Here is a 19732-nt window from a genome sequence, read left to right as displayed (position 1 = left end):
CACGGAGCGGGCCGCGCCCGCTCATCCGCAGCGGCGTCCCGTGTTGATGCAGTTCACCGCCGTCGCCATCAGGTTCGCCGGCATGAAGTTGGCGAAGTCGGCGTGGTCGGTGACGGGCTTGCGCAGTTGCTCGGGGAAGCTGTCGACCGCGAAGGCGAGCGGCCGGGCCGGCACCGCGTAGGTCAGCCGCATCTGGAGCCGGGGCACCGCCCGGGTGGTGCCGGGGCACCGGCCGCTGTTCCGGTCGGGGAAGACCAGGTGCGAGCGGTGGTCGGCGCTGTCGGTGGTCGCGCCGTTCCAGCAGCTGGGGAACTCCAGCAGCCGGACGACCTGGCTGCCGCCGGGACACAGCGGGTACTTGTCGGCCAGCCGGCGGTTCTCGAAACCGGTGCATGTCCACTGGGCGCGGGCGTTGGCGGCGCCGTTCGTGAACGCCTTGGCGTCGCCGGTGATGGCGCGCAGACCCTCGGGCATGGCGGTGACCTTGCCGGCCGGGTTGCCGAGGAAGGTCAGGGAGACGGAGCGCGCGGTCAGGGCCCGGCCGGTGTTGCCGTCGGGGCTGCTCTGCCGGGCCGGTGCGGCGTTCCCGGCCGGGTCCGTGTTCCCGTTCTCGTCCGGGGTCGTGTTCCCCCCTTGGTTCGCGTTCCCGTTGCCGTCCGGGTTCGCATCCCCCTTCTCGTCCGGGTTCGCGTTCGCGTCGCCGCTCCGGCTCCGGTCGTCGGTGACGCGATCGCGGAGCACGGGCCAGAAGTATGTCGACTTGTCGCCCCGGGCGCAGGTGGTGCCGGCCGCGCGCAGCGAGGCGTCGGTGGAGAAGGCGTCGGTGGAGAGGTTGCCGACGTAGTCGTGGAGGTGGTGGGCGCCGTTGCTGACACCCGGCGTGACGATGAAGTTGTCGGGGTTGTTGTGCCGGTTCTCGTTGCGTCCGCAGCGGGAGGTGAACGTGCCGGTGGAGGCGCCGCGGCCGTTGGGCGGGCGCTGGACGCCGGGGCGTACGGAGCGGATGTCGACGAAGTCGGCAGCGTCCGGCCCGCCGTGCCCGGCGTGATTGTCAGTGGGGGATGTCACGCTGGGTGATGACGGGGGAGGGGTGGTCGACGTGGACGGGGAGTCGGTGTTGCTGGCCGAGGCGTTTCCCGTGACGGACAGGAAGGTGCCGGCGGAGCCGAGCAGTGCGAGCAGCGCGGCGATCACGAGGTGTTTGGCGCCGAGGCGGCGGCGGTGCCGCGCGGGCCGCGGGGAGGGCGGGGGCTGGACGGCCCGCCCGGCCCGGCGCGGGGGCCGGAGATCGGGCGCGGGTTGGCGGCCGGGAGTGGCTCGGTCATCGGAGTCGGGGTGGTCGTGGGGGGTGTGCTGGTGGTGGGGCATGGTGGGTCACTTCTTCTCGTTTCGGGGAGTGGGGGGCATGGGTTCGTGCGGTGTGGTCCACGGCTGCCGCGCGGGTGTGTCCCGGGCGGCGGTTCAGGGGGTGCCGTGGCCGGGCGGGCGGTCTTGGTTCCGGCTGGCCGGGCTGTCCCCGCCCTGGCCGCGACCGTTCCCGCCCTGGTCGCTGTTGTCCTGGTCGCGCGCGCTGTCGCCGCCGTGGTCGCCCGGGTTCCGGCTCCGGTCGTGGCCCTGGCCCTGGTCCGGCGTGCCGGACAGGTCCCGGCCGGGTGGCGGGGAGGGGGCGCGTGATCGGTCGGGCCGGTCGGCGGGGTCCGCCGGGCTCGTGGCGTCGGCCTCTCGGGACGGGCCGGGCGGCGCGGAGGTGGCCGCCGGCGGCGCGCCGGGGCGCGTCGCGGCGGGCGGGAGTCCGTACGTCGGTGACGGGGCGACGGGCAGCGGCGGGGTGGCCGGGGCCGCGCCGAGGGTCGGTGGCGGGGCCGAAGGGCTCGGCGGGGGCGAGGCGGTGGCGGCGTCCCGGGCGATGGCGTCGAAGTCGACGAGCCCGGTGCGCTCCAGTACGGCGATGTGGTCCAGGACGGTGGCGTTCGCGGCGTCCGCCAGTGCGCGCACCAACGAGTTGCGCGTGGTGGCGCGGACCTGCGCGACGAGCGCGAAGACCTTGCCGTGCGCGAGCCGCAGCACGTTGGCGAACGTCCGGTCGTACGCGGCCCCGCGCGCGGCGTCCAGCTCCGCGAGCCAGCCCCGCTGCTGCGGGTTGGGGCGATCGGGGAGGGCGAGCCCGAGCTCGGAGGCCACCTCGCGGACCCGGCGGTCCAGGTCGGTGTGCCCGTGGACGAGGTGGTCACCCGCGGTGCGCACGGCCCGCGTACCGCCGCGGGCCTCGGCCTGGCGGCCGGCGGGCAGCTCCCACAGCCCGGCCAGCCGCACGCGCTGGACGAAGTCGCGGTCGAGCGCGGAGAGCGGGCCGAACGGGGTGGCGACGGTCCGGGTGTCGTCGTTCTGCGCGCCGGCCGGTCCGCCGGCGAAGGAGAGGATGGGGAAGAGCAGAGCGGCCAGCGTCGCGACGAGGGCGGTGACGACGAGACCGGTGCCGGTCAGGGATCGCATGGTGCCTCCTGGTGCGGCACCGCACGCTAGTGCGCGCTGTGGCGATCCCCTCGCCCGTTCGGGGAAGCCCGTGTTCGAGCAGCCGGACGTTGGTACGTTGACCGGTTGCCCGGGAGCGGGCGGGGGCCGTGCGGAGTCCCGGCCCGGCCGCGGGTTCCCCCGGGGCGGGGGAGCCGCGCGAGGCCGGGCGCGCGCCCCGAAGGGCCGTCAGCTCCCGCAGCTCGAACCGCCGCAGCTTGAGCTGCTGCAGCTGGAACTGGAGCTTGAGCTGCCGCAACTGGAGCTGGAGCTTGAGCTGCCGCAACTGGAGCTGGAGCTTGAGCAACCGGAGCTCGAACTCGGACAGCCCGATCCCGAGCTTCCGCAACTCGACCCACCGCCGCAGGACGAACTGCCGCACCCGGACCCGGAACCGCTGTCGGACGCCCCGCACCACGACACGCTGTCGTCCCCGGTCCACGAGAAGTCGTCATCGCCGCGGACGTCGCCGTCGGACACGTCGGTGGACGACCCCACGGCCAGGCTGGGCGAGATCCCGAACGACGAACTCGACGAGGCACCGGCGGAGGCACCGGACAGGGTGCGCTGGGCCTCGGTGAGGTGGTCCCGCAGCAGCTCGTCCGTCAGGACGGCGGTACCGCCCAGCGCCACCAGGAGGGCGGCGTTCCGTGCCGCGTTCCGCGCGTCGCCCATACCGCCCTCGGCCGTCAGCCTCCGGACCCGCGAGCGGTTGCCGTTGCGGAAGAACCGCAGCGCCGTGACACCGGCCGGGGTGATCCGGCCGCGCAGTCCGCTCCGGCAGACCAGGGCCACGACCGCGCCCAGGACGCCGGCCGGGAGGACCGTCACGACGAACGGCACGCTTCCCGTTCCGACGTGGAACGCGTCCGTGAGGGTGAGGAGCAGGGCGAGCAGGACGACCGCCACGCACGACACGAGCTGGACGACGGCCATGCGCCGCCAGGGCCGGCCGCGGCGCGGGTGCCGCAGCAGTCCGCGGCGGTCCAGCCGGTCCCCGAAGTCCTGCACCGCCTGGCTGCGCATGACCTTCGCGCGCACGGTGGTCAGCGCGCCGCTCGGCGTCTGCTCGATCGCCTGGAGGACGGCGGCCTCCACGCGGTGGTGCGAGACGGGCTGCCGCACGGAGATCACTCCCGGGCCGCCGATGGCCAGCCGGCCGTCCGCGTGCATCCCCGCGATGGCGGCGTCCGCCACCCGCCCCGGCCCGCCGGCGAGGAAGGCGCCGAGCCAGACGTCCTGGACGCGTTCGAGGCGGTTCCGGGCCCTGGGTGGCAGCCGGCGCGCCCGCACGGTCCCGATGACCAGCACGACCGACGAGAGGGCGGCCACCAGGTGCACCAGTAGAACGACGGACATGGCGGTTACCTCCTGTGCAGGGCGAACCGGACGGCTCGCGCGAAACGGGCCACGGGGTGGCGCGAGGGGGGTGTGGGGCCCGAGCGGTCCCGCCACCACTGGGTCAGCCGGCGGCGCGCCGCCGGGTCGGCGGGCCGGTTCTCCGACAGCAGGTGGGCGGCGAAGCGCAGGGCGTCCGCCCGGTAGCCGTCCGTCATGGGGCGGTTCGCGGCGTAGGCGAGGAAGGCCGCCCGGTACTCCGCGCCGAGGATCTCGGGCAGCTCCGGCGCCACCTTGGCGACCACGGAGGCGCGCTTGGCGGCCAGCGCCCGGCTCTGCACGAGCAGCCGCCGGCGGTCGAAGCCCTCCGGTGGCGGGGTGCCCGCCACCAGTGCCGACAGCAGCGCCGTCTGCGCGAGCGCGAGGCGGGCGCGGGCGGCGTCGGTGCCGGTCGTCGATCCGGTATCGCTGCCGGTCTCCGTGCCGGCGCCAGGGTCGGTGGTGCGGCGGGCCGGCTGTTTGGTCAGGGTGACGTGTGCGGGGCCGGCGGCCCCCGGGCCGGTGGGCGCGGTGGCCCCGGTGCCGGGACGGGGTTCCGCCGTCGGCGGTTCAGGTGAGCGGTACACGGCGGGCCTCCTCGACCACGGCTCGTATGGCGTCCAGTTCGCCGGCCAACTCGGCCGCGTCCGGGAAGTCGTCGTCACGTTCCAGCAGGACGCCGGGCGGTGCGGTGCGGGAACAGAGCTCGGCGAGCACGTCGAGCACCGGACGGGTCACCGGGTGGGCGTGCGTGTCGTGCCAGACCCCGTCCCGCTCGATCCCGCCCGCGACGTGCACGTACGCGATGGCCTCGACCGGCAGCTCGTCCAGCGCCGTGGCCGGGTCCTCGTTCCGGTTGACGTGGTTGGTGTGCAGGTTGGCGACGTCGATGAGCAGCCGTACGCCCGTCCGCTCGACCAGCTCGGCGAGGAACCGGCCCTCGGTCATGTCCTCGTCAGGCCAGTCGATCAGCGCCGCGATGTTCTCCAGCGCGAGCGGCACGGGCAGGGCGTCCTGCGCGATGCGCACGTTCTCGCACAGCACGTCCAGCGCGTCGCGGGTGCGCGGGACGGGGAGCAGGTGCCCGGCCTCCAGGACCGGCGAGGCGGTGCGCGCGCCACCGGCCCGCACGAACGCGATGTGCTCGGTCACCAACGGCGACCCCAGCGCCTCGGCACGCTCGGCGAGCGCGGCCAGCCGGCCGGGGTCCGGGAGGTCCGCGCCGCCGAGGCCGAGGGAGACGCCGTGCGGGACGACCGTCGTACCGCGTTCGCGGAGCGCGAGCAGGGCGGGCGGGAGGTGGTCCGGACAGATGTTCTCGGCCACGACCTCCACCCAGTCGATGCCGGTCAGCCCGGCGATCTCGGTGGCGATCTCCGGCCGCCAGCCGATGCCCGTTCCCAGGTGCTCCATGGCTCCCCCTCCCGTTCCTGATGTGCCGCTGACTCGTGGTTGGGTACTCATGGCCCCGCCATGTGGTGACGAACCCTGTGGCCGATGGGTTCAGAGGATGATTTGAGGTTCGCGTTCGGCGTACCGGACGGTGCGGCCCGGCCGGGGTCCGCGGTGCCTGTGGGTGGGGCGGTGCGACCGGTCCGGGTGGACTCGTAGGCCCTGGTTTTTCCGGGTCCTCCTGAATTCTTCCCGGGCTTCGCCGGAGGTTGGGGTGGGGTTGCGCACGAGGCGCGGCTCTGCTTCCCGCACCCCTTGCACGGCGACCCGGCGCCTGCTCCCATGGCCCTCGGGGGTGGTGCGTCGTGAGCGAACGGGGCAACGGGACCGACGGCGGCGGCAAGCCGCCCGGTGCCGCTCACCGGCCGGCGGACGAACGCGGGGCGACCGGGGAACGCAAGCCGACCGGGGCGGGCGGGACGGCGGCGCGCCGCGGGCCGTCCGACGCGGACAAGCCGGTACGGGGACGCCGGCAGACCGACGCGCGCGGGTCGGCACGCGGACGCGGGTCGTCCGGCGAGGGCGGGCCGGTACGGGGACGCGGGCCGTCCGACGCAAGCGGGTCGGCACGGGGACGCGGGCCGGTGATGGCGCCGGGACCCGACGGCTCCACCGAACCCGGCGGGGAATGGAAGCAGGAGACCACGCAGTACGCGATCGACCCCGACCGGCTCTTCCTCCCCCCGGACGACGACCTCGCCCCGAACCGCCCGGGCGAGGCGCTCCGCTCCCGCCTCGCCGAGCAGCCGCGCGGCGCGGCGGCGCTCCTCTTCGCCCGCGTGCTCGGCCGGCATCCGCCCCAGGACGCGTGGCGCGGTGCCCTCCTGGCCGCGAGCGCCGTGGGGGCGGAGCTGGACGGGCTCGGTGCCGGCGGCTGGTACGTCCTGCACTCCGTCCCGCTGCCGCCGAACGCGGTGATCGACCACCTCCTGATCGGCCCGGGCGGCGTGCTGTGTGTCCAGGACCACCACGTTCCGCGGGCGCGGGTCCGGGTCGGCGGGGACGAGGTGCGGACGGGGCGGCGGGGACAGGTGTTCCCGTACGTCCGCTGGTGCCGTCAGGCGGCGCACCGCGCGTCCTATGTCCTGACGCGCGGCTGCGGGTTCGCCGTGCGGGTCCGTCCGGTGCTGGCGTTCGTCGGCGCGGCACGGGTCGAGGTCGATCCGGGACTCCGCGGGATACGGGTGGCGCGGGACGAGCGCGAGGCGGCGGCCCTCGGTGCGCTGGGCGGCGTGCTGGCGCCGGAACGGGTGGAGCGGGTTCACACGGTGGCCCGCAACCGCCGTACGTGGCTGGCGGCCTGACGGCTGGCGCGTGGCGGTTCGGGGAGCGCTGGGGTGTGCTTCGCGGATCATCGTGGTGCGTGCGGGGGCGGTGTCGGTGTCGCTGTCGTCTGGCGGCGCCGCTGTCGGTCCTGGGTGTCGCTGGTGCCGCGCGTGCCGCCCCGGCGTGCGGCTGCCCGCCGGGGAGACCCGGGTGGCCGGGTGTTGCCGGCGGGCGAGCGGGCGTTGCGGGGCCGGGCGCCGTCGGCGGTCGGGTACCGCGGGGGTGGCGGGGCATGGCTACGGGCCGGACGTCGCGGGCCTGGCCGGGAGCTGGGCGTTACGAGGCGGGGGCGGGCGTTCCCGGGGCGGTGCTCGCCGCTCCGCCGTGCCGCGCCCCTGCCGTGCGGCGCGCCGTCGGTTCCGGTCCTACAGGGATCCCGTTCCTACCGGGGTCCTCCCCTTCCTACCGGTGGGATCCCGCCCGGTCTCGCAGCGCGGGGTGGTCCGCCACCACCGTGCAGGAGCCGGGGGCGATCTCCGTGAACCCCGCGTCGCGGACCACCGGCAGGCCGCTGCTCGTCAGCTGTTCCCAGTCCCGCGGGTCCGCGGTGCGTACGGAGAGCGCGAAGCCGTCCGCGCGCCAGGCCGCGCGCTGGTCGTCGGTCAGCTCCCACCAGGCGAGCTGCGCGCCGTGGCCGGCCTGGGCCATGGCCTTGCCCGCCGACATGTCCAGGGCGGGGTTGAGCCACAGCACCGGGCGGGCGGTGTCCGGGGCCGCCGGCGGCTGCGGGTCGTCCAGCTCCGTGCCGGAGACCTGGAGGCGGGCGAGGTCCTTGGGCCAGCCGTCCAGCGGCACCGGCGGGAAGACCCGCACCTGGGCGTGGGCGCCCGTGACCGTGATGCCGGGCAGCGCCTCCGCGCGCCGCCACTCCGCACCCCGCGCCCGGCGCACCACTTTGCGGATGCGCGCATCCTGCCAGTCCCGCACGGATTCGGCCCATTGGCCGTCGCCGTTCGCGCGCTCGTCCGCGAGCAGTATGAGCACCGCGCGCGCCGCGGTCTCCAGCGCGTCCGTACGGGCGGGTGGCTCGGACCGCTCCATACGGACGACCAGTGGCAGGACGAACTGGGGGGCTTCGTCCCGTGCGGTCTCCGCGTGCCGGAAGGGACTGGAACCCGCGCCGTCCGGCACGTCCTGGCCGTCCTGTCCGTTCTCGCCGTCCTGTCCGTTCCTGCTGTCCTGTCTGTTCCTGCTGTCCTGTCTGTTTTTGCCGTCCTGTCCGTCCGCGTTCGGCGCGACGGCACCGGCGTGGCCGTTTACTTGCGGTGTGCCGTCTGCTGTGCGGGCCGTGTCCTCCGGTTGCCCGTCGGCGCTCCTCGGGTGGGTGTCGTGCGCCTGGCCCGGGCCGGTCGTCCCTGCGGGGTCGGCGGTGTGGGCCGGAGTGGGGCTCGTGGGGCGGGAGGAGGCTGCGGGGGCGGAGGTGTCGCGGCTGGTCACCCGACCAGTCTGCCAGCCGCCGGTGACACGATCCGGCCGCGCCCCGTCTCCTGGCGGCCCGTCACGCCCCACGGGGCTCGTCATGCGCCCCCGTCCGGCGTGCGCCCCGGGGCACGTCAGCGCACCGCTGCTCTGGCGGCGCGTCAGGTTCCGGGCGACCATGTGAGGCATGCACAGCGACCTCTTCGCCTCCGAGAACCTGGCGACCTGGGCCACCGCCCCCGGCATGACCCAGCAGAACGCCAAGTCGATCAAGTACGCCGTGGACGGGGAGTGCTACGCCCGGCAGGGCTCGATGGTGGCCTACCGCGGTGATCTGCGGTTCGAGAAGCAGGGGCAGGGGGTGGGCAAGTTCCTCAAGCGCGCCGTCACCGGGGAGGGCCTGGCGCTGATGGTGGTGCGTGGCCGGGGCGAGGTCTGGTTCGCCCATGAGGCCGCCAACTGCTTCATCATCGACTTCACACCGGGCGACAGCATGACCATCAACGGTCGCAATGTGCTCTGCTTCGACCAGACACTGTCGTACGACATAAAGGTCGTGAAGGGCGCCGGGATGGCCGGCGGCGGCCTGTTCAACTCCGTCTTCACCGGACACGGCAGGCTGGGCGTGATCTGCGAGGGAAACCCGCTGGTCATTCCGGTCTCGTCCAAGGCCCCGGTGTTCGTCGACACCGACGCGGTGGTGGGCTGGAGCACCGCCCTGCACACCTCCCTGCACCGTTCGCAGAGCCTGGGGTCGATGCTCCGCGGCGGCTCCGGCGAGGCGGTCCAGCTGCGGCTGGACGGGGAGGGCGTCGTGATCGTCCGGCCGAGCGAACTCCGTCCGGAGAAGTCCGGCGGCAACTGACCGTTCCTCGGCGGCGGGCCCATTCTCCGGTGGGCCCTTGCTCCGGCGGGCCGCCCCTCCGTTCCCCGGCGCGCCACCGGGCGGACACGGCCGGCCCCCGCGCGGACGGGCTCCACGTGGACACGGGCTCCGGGGGCACGGGCTCCCGGGGCACACGGGCCGCCGCACGGCCGCGTGCGCCCGGAGCGTAAGGTCACCGCCATGCCAGATATGTCAGGTAGGGAGGACGGGGCCCGCACGGCTGTGCCGGAGGACGCGGCCCGCGCGGCCGGTATGGCACCGGACGGGGCCGGGACCCGCGGTGCCCCGGACGCTGAGGAGTGCTACGGCCCTGCCCCCGCGGCAACGCCCACCCCCACGGACCCGGCGCCGCCCGCCGGACCGCCCTACGCGGACTGCGTGCTGTGCGGCGAGCCCACCGAGCACCCATCAGCCCGGCCCGGGATCGTGCTCTGCCCCGTCTGCGAGTGGCAGGAGGCCCAGCGGACGGCGTGCTCGGGGTAGGGCAGGCGCGTTCCCGCCGGCGGTTCAGCGCACCTGGCCGGCCAGCAGTTGGGAGACCTTCATCAGGCGGTAGCCGCGGTCGCGCAGGGCGGGGACGACGCGGCGCACCGCCTCCTCGGTGGCCGGGGCCGCGCTGCGGGTGCAGTGCAGGACCACCACCGAGCCGGGCCGCACCTGGGCGAGCACCTGGCGCACCACCGGGTCGGCGTCGTCGGCGAACGCGTCGCCGCTGACCACGTCCCACTGGACCACGGTCATCCCGGACGGGGCCAGGGTGCGCAGCGCCCGGTCGTCGTAGCAGCCGCCGGGGAACCGGAAGTAGGGCACCCAGCGCCGCGCCCCCGCCCGCCGGAACGCGTCGAACGCCCGCTCCGCGTCGCCGCGCATCGCGTCCTGGGGGACGTGGGGCATGCCGTAGCAGGAGTCGGCGAAGGCGTGGTGGCTGTAGGAGTGGTTGGCCACCTCGAACAGGGGGTCGCGGCCGATCGACCGGGCCTGGTCCGGGTACTGCTCGGCCCACCGGCCGGTCAGGAACATGGTCGCCGGCACCTTGAGGCGGCGGAGGGTCGCGATCAGCGCCGGATTGTCGAAGCGCTCGCCGCGTGCGGCGCGGGGGCCCTGGCCCACGGCCATGTCGCCGTCGAAGGTCAGCGCCACCGGCTTCGTCCCGCCCCCGGTTCCGTCGGCCCGGTTCCCGTCCTTCGCGGGCCATGTGCCGCGCGTGAAGACGGGGGCACGGCCGCCGGACGCCGCCGCGAGCGTGGGCACCGCCATCGGCCCGGCCCGGGCGGCGGACGGGGTGGCGCGGGCGGGGGAGCGGGCGGGCGCGGCCCGGCCCGCGTCCCCCGCCCCGGAGCCCGCGCAGGCGGCGAGCGCCGGGGCGAGGGACGCGATCAGCAGGGTGGCGAGCAGGCGCGGCCGTGTCGCGGACCGCGTTCTGGTGCTGGTGGCCATGATGAAGACGTAACCATCGGACCGGCGCGCCGACCGGCGCCCCGGAGGCGTCACCCGCGTGGCACCCGCTTCTCACCCGCGCGGCAGCGAGGCCTCACCCGGGCGGCTGCCCGTCCCGGCGCCCCCGGCCCACACACCACACGGCTCACACGCGCCCCTCAGTGCTGCCAAGGCCCCGTCACCGCGAACGTCGTCCCCGGCGTGTAGCAGTTGACGAACATCGTCCGCCGGTCGGGGGAGAAGGTGACGCCCGCGAACTCGCCGTACTCCGGCTCATCCGGCGTCCCGATGTTCTGACGTCCCCGGGCCATCGGGTAGACCTCGCCGTGCCGGGTCAGCCCGAAGACGTACTGCGCCCCGCGGCCGTCCTCACAGACCATCAGGCCGCCGCCGGGCGCCAGGCAGATGTTGTCGGGCGACTCCCCGGGCAACTGGATGTCGCTGTCCACGCCGAAGACGACGGCGAGGGTGAGACGGCGCCGGCCCGGGTCGTACGTCCAGACCTGTCCGGAGTGGTCCGCGGCCGAGCCGTAGTCCCGGCGCGCGAAGCTGGACACGAAGTGGACGCGGGTGCCGTCCCAGCAGCACCCCTCCAGCTTCTGCGCGTGGGTGACGCCCCGCGGACCGAAGTCCTGGAGCCGGACGGGCGTCTGCCGGGCCAGCGGGTCGGGGACGTCGACCCAGGTGATGCCGTCGAAGACGGTGCCGGGTTCCTGGACGGCGGAGAGATCGGGGACGTCCGGGACGCGCATGGCCTGGAGCCGCCCGCCCGCGCGCAGCGAACCGGTGCCGCCGAGCGGCTTGGCGGGGCGGAAGCGGTAGAAGAGGCCGAAGGGACGGTCGAAGGCGTCCTCGGTCTCGTACACGGTGCCGTCGCGCGGATCGACGGCGACCGCCTCGTGCTGGAAGCGGCCGAGGGCCGTCAGGGGGACGGCGCCGGTGCGGCGCGGATCGTACGGATCGACCTCGAAGACGAAGCCGTGGTCCTTGGTGTAGCCGTCCTCACCCGCCTTCTTCTCGGTCTCCTCGCAGGTGAGCCAGGTGTTCCAGGGGGTGGGGCCGCCGGCGCAGTTGGTGGAGGTGCCGGCGATGGCGACCCGTTCGGTCCGGACCCGGTTCTTCCCGTCGAGCCCCAGGGCCGTACAGCCGCCCTTGCCCGCGGGGTCGTAGGTGAGCCCGGGGACGGTGGGGACGGGGACGCGGACGGTGGCACCGTAATTCTCGTGGTTGCGTACGAGGTGGACGGCGCCCCCGCGGCCGGGGAACGCGGCCATGCCGTCGTGATGGCTGGGCACCGCGCCCTCCCCGGAGCGCAGCGCCTCGCCCTCCCGGGAGAGGACCTGGTAGCGGAAGCCCCGCGGGAGGTCGAGCAGGCCGGCGGGGTCCGGCACCAAGGGGCCGTAGCCGCGCGGTCCGGCGCTCTGGGCGAAGGCGGGTGCGGCGAGGATCTCGGAGACGGCACCGGCGAAGGCGATGGACGCGCCTAACGCACCGGCGCCGCTGAGTATCTGACGACGTGTCGCGGACATGAGGCATCTCCCCTGCTGGCGGACAGGTGACGTGATCGCACGTGTGTACCACGTCACACGCCCGCAGGGGAGACCGCGCGCCAGGTCGCGGACGACTCGGAGGTGAGGAAACGGCCGAACCCTCGCGTCGGACCATCGACGGCACGGGGCCGCGCGGAAACGGCCAAGCCTTCGCCTCGGACCACTGACGGCAGGAAACGCGTGGGGTGGCAGACAGAGGCTCATGTCGAGCGGCTGACGGTAAGGGGGCGTGCGGGAACTGCCGAGGCGGAAACGGCCATGGCGCTGACGGCATGGGGGCGTGCGGAAGCAGCCAAGGCGCAAACAGCCGAGCGGCTGACGGTAAGGGGACGTGCGAAAACAGCCACGGCCGAAACAGCCAAGCCACCGACGGCATGGGGCGTGCGGAAACTGCCGAGGCGGAAACGGCCATGGCGCTGACGGCATGGGGACGTGCGAAAACAGCCAAGGCCAAAACAGCCAAGCCACCGATGGCACGGGGCGTGCGGAAACTGCCGAGGCGGAAACGGCCATGGCGCTGACGGCATGGGGCGCGCAGAAACAGCCAAGGCCAAAACAGCCAAGGCCGAAAAAGCCAAGCGCTACGCCACCAACGGCTTCGCGTCCCGTGCCAGGGCCGTCAGGCGGGAGATGGCGCGGAAGTACTTCTTGCGGTAGCCGCCCTGGAGCATCTCAGGGCTGAACAACTCGTCGAAGGGCTTGCCGGCGGCCAGTACCGGGACCTCCCGGTCGTAGAGCCGGTCCGCGAGGACGACCAGCCGCAGCGCCGTGGACTGGTCGGGCACCGCCTGCACGTCGGTGAGGCAGACCGCCGTGATCCCGTCGCACATCGCGCCGTACCGGCTGGGATGCACCTTGGACAGGTGCTCCAGAAGGGCGGGGAAGTCGTCGAGCGAGGCACCGGGCGTGCGGTGCGCGGCGCGGCGGACGGTCTCCGCGTCGTAGGGCGCGGGGGCCTCGGGGAGGCCGCGGTGGCGGTAGTCCTCGCCGTCGATCCGCAGCGGGCGGAAGTGCGCGCTCAGTCCCTGGATCTCGCGCAGGAAGTCGGCCGCGGCGAACCGGCCCTCACCGAGCTTGCCGGGCAGCGTGTTGGAGGTGGCGGCCAGCGCCACGCCCTGCTCGACGAGGCGGCTCAGGAGGGAGGAGACGAGGACGGTGTCCCCCGGGTCGTCGAGTTCGAACTCGTCGATGCACAGCAGCCGGTGGTTGCCGAGGGTGCGCACCGTCTCCTGGAAGCCGAGGGCGCCGACCAGGTTCGTCAGCTCCACGAAGGTGCCGAACGCCTTGAGCTCGGGCGCGGCCGGGGCCGCGTGCCACAGGGAGGCCAGCAGGTGGGTCTTGCCGACGCCGTAACCGCCGTCCAGGTAGACGCCGCGCGGCCCCTTGGCGGCGCCCGCCCCGGCCTTCGGCTTCCGGGCGAACCAGCGCCGCTTCCCCTCCGCCGGGCCGGCCGCCGTCGCCCCGCCGCCGATCCCGGACGCGAACTCGCTCAGGGCCGTGACCGCCGCCGCCTGGCTGGGCTGGTCGGCGTCCGGGATGTAGGTCTCGAACCGGGCGGACTGGAAGCGCGGCGGCGGCACCATCTCGGCGACGAGCCGGTCGGCCGGGACGTGCGGGGCGCGTGAGGTCAGCGCGACGGGGGAAGCCCCGGCCTCCGCGGCCGGTGAACCGGTGGCGGGGGAGGACTGGGATGCGGAGGACTGGGAAGGCGACACAGCCGTCCAGCCTAGTCGCTGCACGGAAGGGGTCGGCCCGGTGAGCGAGGCATGTCACACTGCCGCGTATGCGACGCCTGTTCCCCTGTCCCGTCCCACCCGCACCGCCCGCCCAGCCCGCACAGGAGGCCGGATCCGCCCCTGGCGGGACCTCCGCCCCGGGTGTCCCGACGGCCGGAACCTCGTCCGCCTCGTCCGCCTCGTCGGAACCGTCGACCCCGCCGTCCCCGTCCGCCGCGGCGGCCTCACCGGCCTCGTCCGCCTCTCCGTACGAGTCCGTCCCTCCCTACGCGTCCGTCCCTCCCTACGGGGCCATCCCTCCCTACGGGTCCGCCTCTCCGTACGAGGACCGGGAGTGGTCGCTGGACGAGCTGGCCGACGCCTACGCGTACCCGGTGCGTCCCGAGGGCGGCGGCTGGCTGCGCGCCAACATGGTCTCCTCGCTGGACGGCGCGGCCCATCACGACGGGCGTTCGCAGCCGCTCTCCAGCGCCGCCGACATGCGGATCTTCGGGGTGCTGCGCGGGCTGGCGGACGCGGTGGTCGTGGGCGCGGAAACGGTCCGTCGGGAGGGCTACCGCCCGGCCCGGGCCCGCGAGGCGTTCGCCGCCCGGCGGGCGGCGGCCGGGCAGGCTCCCGCGCCGGTCATCGCGGTGGTGAGCGCCAGTCTGGAACTGGACTTCACGCTGCCGCTGTTCACCGAGCCGTTGGTGCCCACGCTGGTGCTGACCGGGGCCGGAGCCCCGCAGGACCGGGTGCGCGCGGCGGGTGCCGCGGGCGTCGAGGTGATCTTCGCGGGGGAGGGGGCGGGCGTCGACCCGTCCCGGGTCGTCGGCGCGCTGGCCCGGCGGGGACTGACCCGGCTCCTGACGGAGGGCGGACCGCGGCTGCTGGGGCAGTTCGCGGAGTACGGGGCGCTGGACGAGCTGTGCCTGTCCGTGGCCCCGCTCGTGGTCGCCGGCGACGCCTCCCGGATCATGAACGCCTTCCCCGTCACCGATCCCCAGAAATTCGTTCTCGCGTCCGTATTGGAGGAGGCCGGGTTCCTGTTCACGCGTTACCGCAAGGCTCCGCAATGAGCGGAACTGACAGTTCCGCTTTGCCTGCGCTGGGCACACTATTGGCCAACAGGCCCCGCGCAGTGACGGGGCAGGATGGTTTCTGTTGGGTTCCGTTCCATATGTGAATTCCGTTCCACCAGAACGGCTCACAAGAAGAGAAGAAGGGCGCCCGTCGTGTTCACGAGCGTATTGATGATCGAGAAACCGCTGACGCCCGCCGACGTGGACTTCGTCACCACGCTGCACGGCGACGACCAGGTCTCCTTCGTCGTCCTCATGCAGCCGCGCGGCGAGCAGGACGTCCTGCTGCGGGCCATCGACGACGTGGCCCTCGGCGAGTTCGGGGAGGCCGTGCGGGAGGGCGACGAGCCCGAGGGGCCACAGGCCGAACTGCCCGCGGAACGCGCCTTGTCCCACACCCTGGGCGCACTGCGCGCCGCCGGTGCCGAGGCGATCGGGCAGGTCGTCGAGGACCGCCCGCTGGACCTGTTGCGCAGTGTCGTGGACGAGACCGGCGCGGACGAGGTGATCGTGCTGACCACCCCGCACTTCGTCGAGGAGTTCTTCCACCGCGACTGGGCCTCGCGCGCCCGGCACAAGGTGGGGGTGCCGGTGCTGAAGCTGTTCTCGCACGCGCTGGAGGACTCGGCCCGGGATACGGCGTCCAACAGCGGCCCGGGCCCCGTCCAGGAGGACAAGTCGGATCAGTGACCCTCCCGGGCCGGTGACGGGCGGACGGGGTGCCGGAAGCGGAAGGCCCGGCGTCTCGTGACCGGCTCAGGCCGGCGTCCGCGAGTTCAGCCGTCCGTCCAGGACCTCGGCGATCGCGTCCACCGCCTCCAGGTGGGCGCGATCGTGCGTGACGAGCACGGTCGCGGTGGCCCGCTGGTGCGTGAGCGTGACGAGCAGGTCCAGCACCGCCGCGCCTCGCTCGTGGTCCAGCGCGCTCGTCGGCTCGTCCACCAGGAGCACGGACGGCTCGTTCATCAGCGCCCGCGCGATGTTGACGCGCTGCCGCTGGCCGCCGGAGAGCTGGTGCGGGCGGCGGTCCGCCTGGTCGGCCAGCCCGACCGCGGCCAGCAGGTCCCGCGCGCGCGACCGCGCCGCGCGCGGTGAGCGGCCGTCCAGATGCGCCATGACCTGGAGCTGCTCCGCCGCCGTCAGGGACGGCAGCAGGTTGGGCTGCTGGAAGACCACACCCACCTTGGCACGGCGCAGCGCGGCCAGCTGCGCCCGGTTCATCCCGGTGGTGTCGGTCCCGTCGATGACGACCCGGCCGCGATCCGGAGTGATCAGCGTCGCGGCCACCGCCAGCAGGCTGGACTTCCCCGAACCGGACGGCCCGATCACCGCCGTCACCGTCCCGGCGGGCACGTGCAGCTCCACCTCGTCCAGAGCGGTCAGCCGGGCGGAACCGTCGGGGTAGGTGAGGGTGATACCGGAGAGCTCCAGGCCGGGGCGGGCGTCGGGGGCGGAGTGGTGGTGCGCCGGCGGTTTGGGGGCCGTCGCGTTCGGGCGGTTCATCGGTGTCTTCACGGCCTTGCCTTCGGGTTCGGGTCCGGGTGGTCGATCGGCGTTTCCGGATTCGGGTGGTTCGTCGGCGTCTGCGGGTTCATCGGGTGCTCCCTGAGGCGATCTGTGGATTCATCGGGTGCGCCCTGAGGTGGTTCTGCGGCTTCACCGGGCGCTCCCCAGGGCGGTCAGGGGGTCGACGGAGGTGATGCGGCGGATGGACAGCGCGGCGCCCACGGCACCCAGCGCGATCATGATCAAGGCGGGGACCAGGACGGTGGCCGGATCGAGGACGAAGGGCACGGTGCCGCCGACCGCCGCGCCCACTCCGGCCGCGATCCCGGTCCCCACCGCCGTACCGGCGACCAGCAGCACCACCGCCTGCCCGAGCGCGTCCCGCAGCAGGTAGCGGGTGGAGGCACCGAGCGCCTTGAGGACGGCGACGTCGCCGCTCCGCTGGATCGTCCAGACGGTGAAGAACGCGCCGATGACCAGTGCCGAGATCGCGAAGAGGAAGCCGCGCATCAACTGCAGCGAACCGTTCTCGGCGGTGTACGAGCCGATGGCCTTCAGGGCGTCGGAGGTGCTGACGGTCCTGGTGCCCATCCGGCGGTCGGCGGTGGCGAGGCCGTCATCGGACGTGGTGGCCAGCGCGATCACCGTGACGGTGTCCGGGCGGTGCCCGGTGCGGTCGGCGCCGCCGGATGCCTGCGAGCTGCCGGACGACGCATGCGTACTCCCGGACGACCCATGCGTACTGCCGGACCCCGACGATTCCGACGAGCCATCGGACCCTCCGGTCTCACCGCCCGGCCCGCCGGTCAGCCGCCGCCAGTCCGCGAGTGAGGTCCAGACCACGGGGGTGTGGCTGTACATCGCGGCCCCGGAGACGGCCGTGACCTCGGCCTCGGTGCCGGAGAGGGTCAGCCGGTCCCCGGCCCGTACGCCCAGTTCGTCCGCGGCCTTGGCGGACAGGACGACCCCGCCGTCCGCGACCCGCGCGCCCCCGGGCGCCAGGCCGGAACCGGGCCGGACCCCGAAGGCCGCCAGGGCGACGGTCCGGCCCTCGCCGGCGTTCGCGTCCTTGCCGGAGTTCCCGGCCGTCCCGGCTCCGGCGGCCGGCGTTCCGCCTCCCGATCCCGCCTCGGCCTTGACCGTCGCGATGCCCAGCGGCTCGGCCGTCCGGACGCCGGGTACCCGGGCCCACTCGCTCCGGCTGTCCTCCGGGACCCGGGAGTCGGTGAACGACACGTCGCCGTCGCCGGCCGGGGCCGAGAAGACGAGGTGGTCGGCGGGGAGGCCGGTGATGGCGGAGGTGTTCTCCCGGCCCAGCCCCGCCGTCAGCCCGGACAGGAGTCCCACCAGGACGGTGATCAGGACGATGACGGTTCCCATCAGGGCGAACCTGCCCTTGGCGAACCGGAGGTCTCTCCACGCGACGAACACGGCCCTCGGCCTTCCTGCGGTCGGCGCCGGACCCGGTGTCCGACGGCTGCCGCCCACCGTCGCCCGGGCGGGTACGTGGGGGCATCGCGCCCGGGTGTGGTTCGTCAGGATCGAAAGCTTCGGATTGCGTTACACCTTTTGATTGATGCCGGGCCGGATGCGCTCGCTTAGCCTGGGGAAACGTGTCTCGGGTATTGGGAATGTCCTCGCTCGGAACGACGCCCGGGCCGGAGCGGACCGGAGTGGACCAGAGCCGTCCGCGGCGGCACGCCGAGCGACGGACGGTGGCGCGCCGAGCGGTAGAGGGCGGGCCGAGGAACGAACGGCGCCCCGGGCGACAGTGGAGGCACACACAGACCACGGACACCCCGCCGCGCCGCTCCCGGAACCCGGCCAGGCCCCAGGACCCGTCCCGGCCGCCCCCGGGCCCAGAACGGAACCAGTCCCGGCCCCGGAACGGAACCAGCCCCGGCCCCCGGCCGGCCCGCCGCCGAGAATGAGCCAGTGAACCCGCACTCCCTGACCCCCGCCCTCCGGGTGCTGCGCACGTGTCTGCACCTGATGGTGGTCGCGCTGCTCGCGCTCCCCGCCGTACGGGCCGGGACCGAGCACGCCGCGAACGCGCCCGCCGTGATCGCCACCGCCGTGCTGCTGCTCGCCGTGTACGCCGCCGGGCCCGCGCTGCCCCGGGTCCGTACGTCCACCACCGCCGCGACCGTGTGGCTGTCCGCGGTCATGGCGGTCTGGGCGGTCCTGCTGCTCTGCACGCGGGACGGCGTCTGGCTGGCCTTCCCGCTGTTCTTCGTCCAGCTCCACCTGCTGCCGCTGCGGTGGGGGCTGGCCGCCGTCGGGGCGACGACGGCGGTGGCGGTCGCCGGGTTCGGCCGGCACTCCGGCGCCCTGTCGGCGGGCACGGTCGTCGGGCCGGTGCTCGGGGCCGCGGTGGCGGTCGCCGTCGTCCTCGGGTACCAGGCCCTGTACCGGGAGAGCGAGCAGCGCCGCCGCCTCATCGAGGAACTGACGGCGGCCCGCACCGAACTGGCCGCCGCCGAACGCGCCGCCGGTGTGCTCGCCGAGCGCGAACGGCTGGCCCGCGAGATCCACGACACCCTCGCCCAAGGGCTGTCCAGCATCCAGCTCCTGCTCCGGGCCGCCGAACGGGAGCTCGACGAGCGGCCCGACGCGGCGCTCGGCCACGTGCGGCAGGCCCGGCAGGCCGCCGTGGACAACCTCGCCGAGGCCCGCCGGTTCGTCCGCGCGCTGAGCCCGCCCGATCTGGAGGCCGGGTCGCTGCCCGCCGCCCTGGAGAGGCTGTGCGCCACCACCGCCCGCACTTCCGGGCTGGCCGTGCACTGCCACGTCTCGGGGGAACCGGCGGAGCTTCCCACCCCGCACGAGGTCGCCCTGCTGCGCATCGCGCAGTCCGCGCTCGCCAACACCGTCCGGCACGCCGGGGCCGGGCGCGTCGAGCTGACGCTCAGTTACATGGACACCGAGGTCGCCCTCGACGTCGTGGACGACGGAGCGGGCTTCGATCCGGCGCGGGCGGCGGCCCCGGGCTCCGGCCCCGACGGCGGCGGTTTCGGCCTCGCCGCGATGCGCGCCCGCGCGCGAGCGCTGCACGGCACCTTCGTGGTCGAGTCGGCCCCGGGCGAGGGCACGGCCGTGGCCGTCACCCTCCCGTGCCCGACGGATCCCGCCACGAGCCCACCGCCGCCTGACCCTCCTGACGCCCCCGGCGTCTCCGACCCAGCGGAGCAGTCCCGCACATGAGCAACGAGAGCACCACATCCGGCCCCGACCGCAACGAAACAGCCAGCCTGGCCCATGCGGTGGGTCCGGCTGCCGTGCGGTTGGCGGGCGGCCAGTCTTCCTGTCCCATTGGGCGCAACGATGCAGCCAATCTGGCTCATGTGATGCGCTCGGCTGCCGTGCGGTCGGCGGGCGGCCGGGCTCCTCGCGCCATTGGGCGCAACGGAACAGCCAATCTGGCTCACGCGACGGGTTCGGCCACCGTGCGTCAGACGGGCGGCCGGGCTC

Annotated in this window: 14 protein-coding genes and 2 pseudogenes; 6 read left to right on the top strand and 10 right to left on the bottom strand. The window is 74.4% G+C overall.

Translation table 11 applies throughout. The annotated features are described in order from the left end of the window. Positions 1-21 precede the first annotated feature (21 nt). From ABZX96_RS06165 to ABZX96_RS06150, 4 genes and pseudogenes are all read right to left on the bottom strand, one after another. Positions 22-1368 carry a DUF1996 domain-containing protein gene (locus ABZX96_RS06165; RefSeq protein ID WP_355538586.1) on the bottom strand — a complete coding sequence of 449 codons (1347 nt, stop codon included), beginning with the start codon at positions 1366-1368 and terminating at the stop codon, positions 22-24. 399 nt (positions 1369-1767) lie between these two features. Then, a pseudogene (locus ABZX96_RS06160) lies at positions 1768-2493 on the bottom strand (DUF4142 domain-containing protein); the annotation flags it as partial. 207 nt (positions 2494-2700) lie between these two features. Continuing rightward, on the bottom strand, positions 2701-3870 hold the full coding sequence (locus tag ABZX96_RS06155) for a TIGR04222 domain-containing membrane protein (RefSeq protein WP_355538583.1): 1170 nt from the start codon (positions 3868-3870) through the stop codon (positions 2701-2703). Between the two features lie 5 nt (positions 3871-3875). Beyond that, positions 3876-5301, bottom strand: a pseudogene (locus ABZX96_RS06150) (DUF692 domain-containing protein). Between the two features lie 344 nt (positions 5302-5645). On the opposite strand from ABZX96_RS06150, the gene ABZX96_RS06145 reads away from it, so the two are divergent. Further along, positions 5646-6644: an NERD domain-containing protein gene (locus ABZX96_RS06145; protein WP_355538580.1), complete on the top strand. Its 999-nt coding sequence runs from the start codon at positions 5646-5648 to the stop codon at positions 6642-6644. Positions 6645-7068: 424 nt separating this feature from the next. On the opposite strand, the gene ABZX96_RS06140 is transcribed toward ABZX96_RS06145, so the two are convergent. Next, positions 7069-7797: an aminoacyl-tRNA hydrolase gene (locus ABZX96_RS06140; RefSeq protein ID WP_355538684.1), complete on the bottom strand. Its 729-nt coding sequence runs from the start codon at positions 7795-7797 to the stop codon at positions 7069-7071. Between the two features lie 475 nt (positions 7798-8272). Here ABZX96_RS06140 and ABZX96_RS06135 point away from each other — a divergent pair, with 475 nt between their 5' ends. Beyond that, positions 8273-8950, top strand: a complete 678-nt coding sequence (locus ABZX96_RS06135) for an AIM24 family protein (protein ID WP_355538577.1) — start codon at positions 8273-8275, stop codon at positions 8948-8950. 201 nt (positions 8951-9151) lie between these two features. After that, a complete protein-coding gene (locus tag ABZX96_RS06130; RefSeq protein WP_355538687.1) occupies positions 9152-9454 on the top strand; it encodes a hypothetical protein in 303 nt (100 codons plus the stop codon). 24 nt (positions 9455-9478) lie between these two features. Here ABZX96_RS06130 and ABZX96_RS06125 read toward each other — a convergent pair whose 3' ends face one another. The 3 genes from ABZX96_RS06125 to zapE all read right to left on the bottom strand — a co-directional run bounded on the left by ABZX96_RS06125 (position 9479) and on the right by zapE (position 13673). Then, entirely contained in the window at positions 9479-10408 is a 930-nt protein-coding gene (locus ABZX96_RS06125; protein WP_355538575.1) for a polysaccharide deacetylase family protein, read from the bottom strand. 158 nt (positions 10409-10566) lie between these two features. Next, positions 10567-11937, bottom strand: a complete 1371-nt coding sequence (locus ABZX96_RS06120; protein WP_355538572.1) for an alkaline phosphatase PhoX — start codon at positions 11935-11937, stop codon at positions 10567-10569. Positions 11938-12539: 602 nt separating this feature from the next. Further along, a complete protein-coding gene (gene zapE / locus ABZX96_RS06115) occupies positions 12540-13673 on the bottom strand; it encodes a cell division protein ZapE (protein ID WP_355538569.1) in 1134 nt (377 codons plus the stop codon). Between the two features lie 314 nt (positions 13674-13987). Between zapE and ABZX96_RS06110 the strand changes: the two genes are divergently transcribed. Next, a complete protein-coding gene (locus tag ABZX96_RS06110) occupies positions 13988-14752 on the top strand; it encodes a pyrimidine reductase family protein (protein WP_355538681.1) in 765 nt (254 codons plus the stop codon). A 156-nt stretch (positions 14753-14908) separates the two neighbouring features. Then, a complete protein-coding gene (locus ABZX96_RS06105; RefSeq protein ID WP_355538566.1) occupies positions 14909-15445 on the top strand; it encodes an indole-3-glycerol phosphate synthase in 537 nt (178 codons plus the stop codon). 66 nt (positions 15446-15511) lie between these two features. Here ABZX96_RS06105 and ABZX96_RS06100 read toward each other — a convergent pair whose 3' ends face one another. Then, positions 15512-16270 (bottom strand): ABC transporter ATP-binding protein, encoded by a 759-nt coding sequence (locus ABZX96_RS06100; protein WP_355538563.1) that lies wholly within the window; start codon positions 16268-16270, stop codon positions 15512-15514. A gap of 141 nt (positions 16271-16411) precedes the next feature. Further along, on the bottom strand, positions 16412-17692 hold the full coding sequence (locus tag ABZX96_RS06095) for an ABC transporter permease (protein ID WP_355538560.1): 1281 nt from the start codon (positions 17690-17692) through the stop codon (positions 16412-16414). Positions 17693-18253: 561 nt separating this feature from the next. On the opposite strand from ABZX96_RS06095, the gene ABZX96_RS06090 reads away from it, so the two are divergent. Then, the gene (locus tag ABZX96_RS06090) at positions 18254-19465 is read left to right on the top strand and encodes a sensor histidine kinase (RefSeq protein ID WP_355538678.1); all 1212 of its coding nucleotides are present in this window, start codon (positions 18254-18256) and stop codon (positions 19463-19465) included. The last annotated feature ends 267 nt before the right edge of the window (positions 19466-19732 follow it).

The organism is Streptomyces sp. NPDC003077 (assembly GCF_040611095.1).
Classification (GTDB): Bacteria; Actinomycetota; Actinomycetes; order Streptomycetales; family Streptomycetaceae; genus Streptomyces.
This window is presented reverse-complemented; position numbering and strand designations above follow the sequence as displayed.

Bases quoted from the DNA above. Each gene is read 5' to 3' on its own strand.
- ABZX96_RS06125 (WP_355538575.1), bottom strand. From the start codon at position 10,408: ATGGCCACCAGCACCAGAACGCGGTCCGCGACACGGCCGCGCCTGCTC.
- ABZX96_RS06155 (WP_355538583.1), bottom strand. From the start codon at position 3,870: ATGTCCGTCGTTCTACTGGTGCACCTGGTGGCCGCCCTCTCGTCGGTC.
- ABZX96_RS06130 (WP_355538687.1), top strand. From the start codon at position 9,152: ATGCCAGATATGTCAGGTAGGGAGGACGGGGCCCGCACGGCTGTGCCG.
- ABZX96_RS06120 (WP_355538572.1), bottom strand. From the start codon at position 11,937: ATGTCCGCGACACGTCGTCAGATACTCAGCGGCGCCGGTGCGTTAGGC.
- ABZX96_RS06165 (WP_355538586.1), bottom strand. From the start codon at position 1,368: ATGCCCCACCACCAGCACACCCCCCACGACCACCCCGACTCCGATGAC.
- ABZX96_RS06090 (WP_355538678.1), top strand. From the start codon at position 18,254: ATGGTGGTCGCGCTGCTCGCGCTCCCCGCCGTACGGGCCGGGACCGAG.
- ABZX96_RS06135 (WP_355538577.1), top strand. From the start codon at position 8,273: ATGCACAGCGACCTCTTCGCCTCCGAGAACCTGGCGACCTGGGCCACC.